Here is a 7029-nt window from a genome sequence, read left to right on the forward strand (position 1 = left end):
CGGAGACAGGGGGTGACGACCTGGGCCGTCATCGCTCTACAGACTGTTGTTTCAGTGCTGTGGCAGAAGCATCTGGATCTTGCCTGCCGTAACCTGACTGAAATGTTCGGACGGCACAGCAGCATTCATCATCACCTGCGCGTTATGTGCGGCACGCCGAATGCTGTGATCTTTGGTGAGAGAGTGTGCTTTTTACCTGATTTCAGTGGTTGGTAACTTCTGTTGTCGCTTCTCAAGCTGCAATCGGACTGTTCATGCATCCACCTAGCCCGGGTAAGCGCAGCGCATCCGGGGCTGGCAATGGATTGAAGGGAGATGACCGGCGCTTTTCTGCGCCCGTTCAAGGCAAGCGCATATCCACGCTGCCGGTGCGTTGCTGCATGCACCATGTGCTCCCGGGTGCGCTGCGCTTACCCGGGCTACGGATGCCGCATCTACACTCAGCGATGGCCACGTTCTTCGCGGGCGCGTGCTCTGGTGCGCCGATCGAACAGCAGTGAGCTGACGATGAGCCCAAGGCCGATGATCACGCCCAGCAGGAACAGCAGCATTGCAAAAGCGGGGTAGCCGAACAGCGTCCAGCGGGTAGGCACGCGCATCAGCAGCGTCGAGGACAGCAGCAGGGCAGCGGTGATCAGGCCGGCGGCAATGCGGTTGGCCACCTTCTGGATGTTTTCCATCAGCCGCGATTCGTCCAGGCCGGTGACCTTCATCTGCAGGCGGTTTTCGGCCAGCACGCTGAGGATGTCGGACATGCGGCGCGGCCCGTTGCGCAGCAGCTGCTGCAGCTCCATCGCCTCGCTGGCCAGGTTGGCCGCCGAGAACGACTTGCGGAAATGTGCGCGCATCACATGCTGCAGCTGCCGTTCGACAACCTTGCGGGTTTCCATCTCCGGTGCCAGGAAGCGGCACACGCCTTCCAGGTTGAGCAGCGCCTTGCCGAGCAGACTCAGCTCCGGTGGCGTGCGCAGGTTGCTGGCGGTGGCGATGCGCACGATCTCCAGCACCACATGGCCTTCGGACAAGGTGCCGTTGGCGGCGTAGCGGGCAATCATCTGCCCGGTCTCGCGCAGGTAGCGCTCCTCGTCATAGTCCTCCAGCCGGGTACTGATGCCGATGATCTCGTCGGCCACTTCCTCGCCACGGCCATCCACGGCGGCGAACAATACCTTCAGCAGGCGTTGGCGCAGCCGCGGTGGTACATGCGCGACCATGCCCAGGTCGAAGATCGCCAGCCGGCCCTCTGGGGTGACGCGCAGGTTGCCGGGATGCGGGTCGGCGTGGATTTCGCCGTGCACGAAGATCTGGTCGAGGTAGCCCCGCACCAGCGCCGCAGCCAGCGGCACCATCGATTGCTCGGTGCGGCGTACCGGCGGGATCGCATCCACCCGCACGCCTTGCACCAGTTCCATGGTCAGTACCCGGCGTCCACACAGGTCCCACACCGGTTGCGGTATCCACAGTTCGGGGTAGGGCGCCAGGTGCTGGCCGAAGCGCGCCAGATTGGCAGCCTCGGCTTCGTAGTCCAGCTCCATGCGCAGGGTCTTGGCGAACTCGCCCAGCCAGTCGGAGAAGCGCACCTTGCGGCCGACCCGGGTCAGGTGATCGGCGGCAGTGGCGAAGCTGCGCAGCACACCGATATCCGAACGCAGCTGGGCGGCGACATCGGGCTTCTGTACCTTGATGGCAACCTGCCGGCCATCGTGCAGTTCGGCCTGGTGGACCTGGGCGATGGAAGCACTGCCCAGCGGCTGCGGGTCGAACCAGGCAAACAGCTTGCTGACCGGCGCGCCCAGTTCGTCCTCGATCACCGCGCGGATCTGTTCCACCGGGATCGGCGCGACTTTTTCCTGCATGCGTTCCAACGCGGCCACGTATTCGGGCGGGATCATGTCCGGGCGGGTCGACAGCACTTGGCCGAGTTTGACGAAGGTGGTGCCCAGCGCTTCCAGGTCGGCAACGAACTGGGTGGGGTTGCCGGCGGCCGGTGGCCGGCCCAGGCGCGGGATTTCGCCATCCAGCGAGATCCCGGAGAACACACCGGAATGGCGGTAGCGCAGCAGCAGGCGCACGATCTGCTGACGTCGGCTGAGGCCGCCGACGGTGGTCGGGCTGTCACTGCTGGTCGGTTCCATCAAGCGGGGTTCTCCCAGGCGGGCGAGCCTGCAGTGTGGCCGCAGCGGGGTTGCAGGGGGGTGAATACGTGGGCTTGCGCACCGAAGCGGGCACGAATGAGTGAAAATCCCCCTTCCCCTGTCCTATGACCTTACGGTGACCCATGGCTGGAGCCAGCCTGTTTGCCCTGCTCGACGATATTGCCGCGTTGCTGGATGACGTCTCCATCCTCACCAAGGTCGCTGCCAAGAAGACCGCCGGCGTGCTCGGTGACGATCTGGCCTTGAATGCGCAGCAGGTAACCGGCGTCACTGCCAACCGCGAGTTGCCGGTGGTGTGGGCGGTGGCCAAGGGGTCACTGGTCAACAAGGCGATCCTGGTGCCGGCGGCGCTGGCGATCAGCGCATGGCTGCCGTGGGCGATCACCCCGCTGATGATGATCGGCGGTGCCTTCCTCTGTTACGAAGGCGTGGAGAAGCTGGCGCACAAGTTCCTGCATTCCAAGGACGAGGATGAGGCGCACAAGGCCGAGCGGCTGAAGGCCATCGCCGATGAAAAGGTGGATCTGGTCGCGTTCGAGAAGGACAAGATCAAGGGCGCGGTGCGTACCGATTTCATCCTGTCGGCGGAGATCATCGTGCTGTCGCTGGGGGTGATCTCTCACGCTCCGTTCAGTCAGCAGGTTGTGACCCTGATTGCGGTTGCACTGGGCATGACGGTGTTCGTCTATGGCCTGGTGGCCGGCATCGTCAAGCTTGATGACGTTGGGGCCTGGTTGCTGGACAAGGGCCGCGCGCTGGCGGCGCTTGGCCGTGGCCTGCTGTATGCCACACCGTGGTTGATGCGCGGCCTGTCGATTGCCGGCACCGCGGCGATGTTCCTGGTAGGTGGCGGCATCCTGGTGCACGCGATTCCGGCCCTGCATCATTTCATCGTCGGCCTGGCACCGGCCAATCTGGAATGGCTGGCCAATGCCTTGGGCAGCGTGGTGGTGGGCGTGATCATCGGTGCAGTGGTACTGACCGTGGTGACCCTGGTCCAGCGTATGCGCGGGGCGAAAGCGGCGGATTGAAGCCGGCATTTCTGCCTTGATTGTGGGAGCGGCGTAAGCCGCGAAGCAGGAAATGCTTCAGGCATCAGCAATGGTGCCGACGTTGGCAGTATCTGAAAGATTGCCAGCTTCGCGGCTTACGCCGCTCCCACAAGACAGCAACACCGCCGCAGTTCACTGCAGGCCCTGCTCCAATTCCCGCAGCTGCTGCTGCGCGCGGGCCAACGATTGCCCGGACAGGCTGTCCAGCAAGCGTTGCAGACGATGACTGGCCGGCAAGCGTCGCATCGTCCAGCGGGCAGCTCCGATGCTGCCCAGCATCAACGCCACGCCAAAGCCCAAGCTGCCGAGGAACCACGCTGGTGCCATCGCATACAGATCCAGGCCCAGCCATTGCACGCTGCCCCATTGCAGGGCCAGCAGCCACAGCCAAAACCACGGCAGGCTCAGGCCAAGTTCGGTGATTGCGGTGAAGCGGCGTAGCCGCGCCAGTCGTTGCTGTTGGATCAGCACCGGTGCCTCGGCAGCATCTGCATGTATCGCCAACAAGGCGCGGGTGATCGACACCCAGATCGCAGCGATGCCGTACACATGCAAGGCCAGCCCTGTAAGCAGCAGTTGCGGCACCTGACGGTGCTCCACCCAGAAACTCGCCGCCAGCACGGTGACTACGATCCACACCAGCAGCCAAGCCAGCTGCAGACCACTGAACCAGCGCAGCCGGCGCCGCACACCGGCCTTGCGCGGCTGCTGCCAGGCCTGCAGGGCCAAGGCTTCCAGCTGATCGATACGTTGCGCCTGCTGTGCCCAGCTGGCCTTGAGTTCGTCGAGTTCCATGGTGTCAGTCTCGTGCGCTGTCGGCAGGATTGAAGTGGCTACGCAGTTGTTGGCGCAGCCGGTGCAGGCGGGTGGCGGCATTGCTGGCGCTGATGCCCAGTACATCGCCGATCTCGCGGTGGCTGCAATCGTCCAGATGCAGCAACAGCAGGGCCCGGTCCAGCGCCGACAGGCGCTGGATCAAGGTATTGAGCTGGGCCAGGCTGGCGCTGTCTTCGGCGTTGTCGGCCACACTGGCGAGGTCGTCATCCAGCGTGGCTTCGCTGTGGTGGTGTCGCCGCAGTTCGCGGCCACGCAGCTGGGAGATGGCGATGTTCAGGGCGATGCGGTAAAGCCAGGTACTGAATTGCGCCCGTTGCGGATCGAAACCTGGAAAGGCGCGCCAGGCCTGGGTGCTTATTTCCTGGATCAGGTCGCGGCGGTCTTCAAGGTGCGCGCAATAGCCACGCGCAACCTTGAGCACGATGCCCTGGTGCTGGCTCAGCAACTGGGCAAAGCGGTGTTGCAGGTCGACGATGGGGTCGGTTGCAGTGATGTCCATGCCCGGGTGATTCGCACCAGCGCAGGAAATATCACAGCCCCGGGCGGATTTCCGCTGCGGGGTGACTCAGTTGGCGGGCAGCACCTGGTTGCGGCCGACACGTTTGGCCGCATACAGGGCCTGGTCGGCCCGCTGCAACAGGGCCTGCAGGGCTTCGCCGGGCAGGGCCTGGGCGACGCCGGCGCTGAAGCGGACCTGCACGCGCTGTTCTTCATGCAGGAAGGGGCGTTGCGCCAGCTGCTGCTGCAGCTGTTGCAGGGTTTCCAGCGCGGCGGCGCGGTTGAGCCCGGGTAGCACCAGCACGAACTCGTCACCGCCGAGGCGGGCGATGCAGTCGCGACCGCGCAGGCGTTGCTGGGTCACCGCCACCAGATGGCGCAGGGCCTGATCGCCACCAGCGTGGCCGTGCCGGGCATTGGTCTGGCCGAAGTGGTCCAGGTCGATCATGGCCAGACTCAGTGGCGTGCTGTGGTCGGCCAACAGCTCGCCCAGCTGCTGCTCCAGGCCGCGCCGGTTCAGGGCGCCGGTCAGCGGATCGGTACGCAGCTGGCTGCCGGCTTCTTCCAGCTCCCGTTCCAGCTGCTGCACGCGTTGCTCGGCGGCCTTGGCCTCGGCGCGGGCATTGGCCAGATGGTCGCGCGCACGTGCAGCTTGCTCCTGTACCCGCGCGGTGTCCTGCAGCACGTCCTGCAGCAGTTGGGTGAGGTCGGAGATGCTGCGGGTCTGGCGCACGGCGACGGCATAGCTGGCGATGCGGTCGTGGTATTCCCCGGTTTCGGTGACCATGCCGTCCACCTGGGTCACGAAGTCGACCATCAGGTCCTTCATCGCCTGCTTGGACTGGTCGATGCCTTCGCGCAGCAGCCCTTGTCGATAGATCACTTCGCGCAGGTCGTTGCGGGTCTGCTCCAGCGAGTTGGCGTCCAGCGGCCCGGCCAGCAGCTGCCGGATCGAGCGGATCTGGCCCTGCAGCCAGCTGTCGCCATCGAGCAGCTCGGAGATGTTCTCCAGCAGCATGTCGAACAGGTTGAGCAGCAGGTCGCGCTGTTCCTGCAGACTGCTGCTGCGCACGCCGACCTGGTGGCAGAGTTCGCGCAGATGGATGGCCACCGGCTGCAAGGGCTGGCCGCTGCGCCAGCTGCGCAGTTCCTCGCCCATGCGTTGGGCCTGCTGTTCGAGCTCAGGCGACTGCTGCATCAGGCTGGCCAGCACCGCGCCGAGGGTGTCGCGCAGCATGTCGCGCAGCTGCTCGGCCTGGCTGTTGCGGGTGTGGGAGGCTTCCAGTTCGACGGTACGGATGTACTTGTCGATCAATTGCCGCAGCAGGCGACCGTAGCGTTCCCAGTCCTGCTCGGCATGCGCGCTGTGCAGGCGTTGGCCCATGTCACCGAGTTCACCGGGCAGGGTGCACATGCCCTGGGCGAAGGCGGCCAGTACTGATTCGGGCGCGTTGGCGCCGATGAACAAGCGCTGCAGCATCGCCATGCCGCCGCCTCCGTTGGCTACCACCTCGACCGCCGCAGCCGCCTGCGGCGCGGACCGCCGGGACAGGATGCGGCCCAGCCCGCTGCTGCGGGAGGTGGAGGAGTCGTCGGGGCTGTCGGCCATTGCGCAGGGGTCCGGGCGGGTTGTGGCTGCGCCCGTGCGCAACCGGAGGTGGTGTCCAAGCCCCATTATCGGCAAGGTAGCAGCGGGCTTGAATGGCAGCCGATCACAGGAGCACATCATGCGGGTATTGCTGGCTGGCGCGACCGGTCTGGTCGGGGCGCAGGTACTGCAGCGGTTGTTGGCCGAGCCACGCTGCAGCGGTGTGATCGCACCGACCCGGCGCGCGCTGGCGCGGACCGACCCCAAGCTGCTCAATCCGGTGCTGGATTTTGCCGCGCTGGCGACGGTGACGCAGGGCTGGCAGGTGGATGCGGTGATCTGCGCGCTGGGCTCGACGATGAAACAGGCCGGCTCGCGTGAGGCTTTCCGGCAGATCGACCATGGCTATCCGCTGGTGATTGCACGCGCAGCGCGTGCCAATGGCTGCGAGGTGTTTGCCTTGAACTCGGCGGCCGGTGCCAATCCGCGTTCGCTGGTGTTCTATAGCCGGGTCAAGGGCGAGCTGGAGCAGGACCTGCGCGCGCTGGGGTTTGCCTCATTGACCTTGGTGCGTCCGGGCCTGATTGGCGGCGACCGCGTCGAACGGCGAGCCGGCGAGCATCTGGCCAGCGTGGTGCTGGGGGGGCTGGCGCCGGTATTGCCGCGCGCATGGCGCATCAATCCGGCCACGCGGATTGCCGACGCCTTGGTGGAGGTGGTATTGGATCCGCAGCCGGGCGTGCGGGTGGTTGGGTCGGCGGAGTTGGTGTGAGTTCTGGTTGAGCTTGCTTGGGCTTGGTTGGTTTGTGGGAGCGGCGTGGGCCGCCCAACCGGGGGTCTGGGTGGGCCTACGGCTTGCCGCGCAAGCCCCGCCGAAAAAACACCACCACCACCCAAC

At 65.4% G+C, this 7029-nt stretch carries 7 protein-coding genes; 3 read left to right on the top strand and 4 right to left on the bottom strand.

The window, feature by feature from the left end; translation table 11 throughout:
• Positions 1-12 precede the first annotated feature (12 nt).
• Positions 13-216 carry a hypothetical protein gene (locus tag AC1VXC_RS08315; RefSeq protein WP_481539050.1) on the top strand — a complete coding sequence of 68 codons (204 nt, stop codon included), beginning with the start codon at positions 13-15 and terminating at the stop codon, positions 214-216.
• A 224-nt stretch (positions 217-440) separates the two neighbouring features.
• Here AC1VXC_RS08315 and AC1VXC_RS08320 read toward each other — a convergent pair whose 3' ends face one another.
• Positions 441-2135: an ABC1 kinase family protein gene (locus AC1VXC_RS08320; protein ID WP_481527815.1), complete on the bottom strand. Its 1695-nt coding sequence runs from the start codon at positions 2133-2135 to the stop codon at positions 441-443.
• Between the two features lie 143 nt (positions 2136-2278).
• On the opposite strand from AC1VXC_RS08320, the gene AC1VXC_RS08325 reads away from it, so the two are divergent.
• Complete coding sequence (locus AC1VXC_RS08325; RefSeq protein ID WP_313170943.1) at positions 2279-3187, top strand: DUF808 domain-containing protein; 909 nt, start codon at positions 2279-2281, stop codon at positions 3185-3187.
• Positions 3188-3340: 153 nt separating this feature from the next.
• On the opposite strand, the gene AC1VXC_RS08330 is transcribed toward AC1VXC_RS08325, so the two are convergent.
• The 3 genes from AC1VXC_RS08330 to AC1VXC_RS08340 all read right to left on the bottom strand — a co-directional run bounded on the left by AC1VXC_RS08330 (position 3341) and on the right by AC1VXC_RS08340 (position 6152).
• Positions 3341-4003 (bottom strand): hypothetical protein, encoded by a 663-nt coding sequence (locus tag AC1VXC_RS08330; protein ID WP_481539972.1) that lies wholly within the window; start codon positions 4001-4003, stop codon positions 3341-3343.
• A gap of 4 nt (positions 4004-4007) precedes the next feature.
• A complete protein-coding gene (locus AC1VXC_RS08335) occupies positions 4008-4544 on the bottom strand; it encodes an RNA polymerase sigma factor (RefSeq protein ID WP_481539973.1) in 537 nt (178 codons plus the stop codon).
• Between the two features lie 66 nt (positions 4545-4610).
• Complete coding sequence (locus AC1VXC_RS08340; protein WP_313170937.1) at positions 4611-6152, bottom strand: diguanylate cyclase; 1542 nt, start codon at positions 6150-6152, stop codon at positions 4611-4613.
• Between the two features lie 118 nt (positions 6153-6270).
• Between AC1VXC_RS08340 and AC1VXC_RS08345 the strand changes: the two genes are divergently transcribed.
• The gene (locus tag AC1VXC_RS08345) at positions 6271-6903 is read left to right on the top strand and encodes an NAD-dependent epimerase/dehydratase family protein (protein WP_481539974.1); all 633 of its coding nucleotides are present in this window, start codon (positions 6271-6273) and stop codon (positions 6901-6903) included.
• Positions 6904-7029: the final 126 nt, after the last annotated feature.

The sequence above is a fragment of the Stenotrophomonas sp. STEN033 genome (assembly GCF_056856655.1).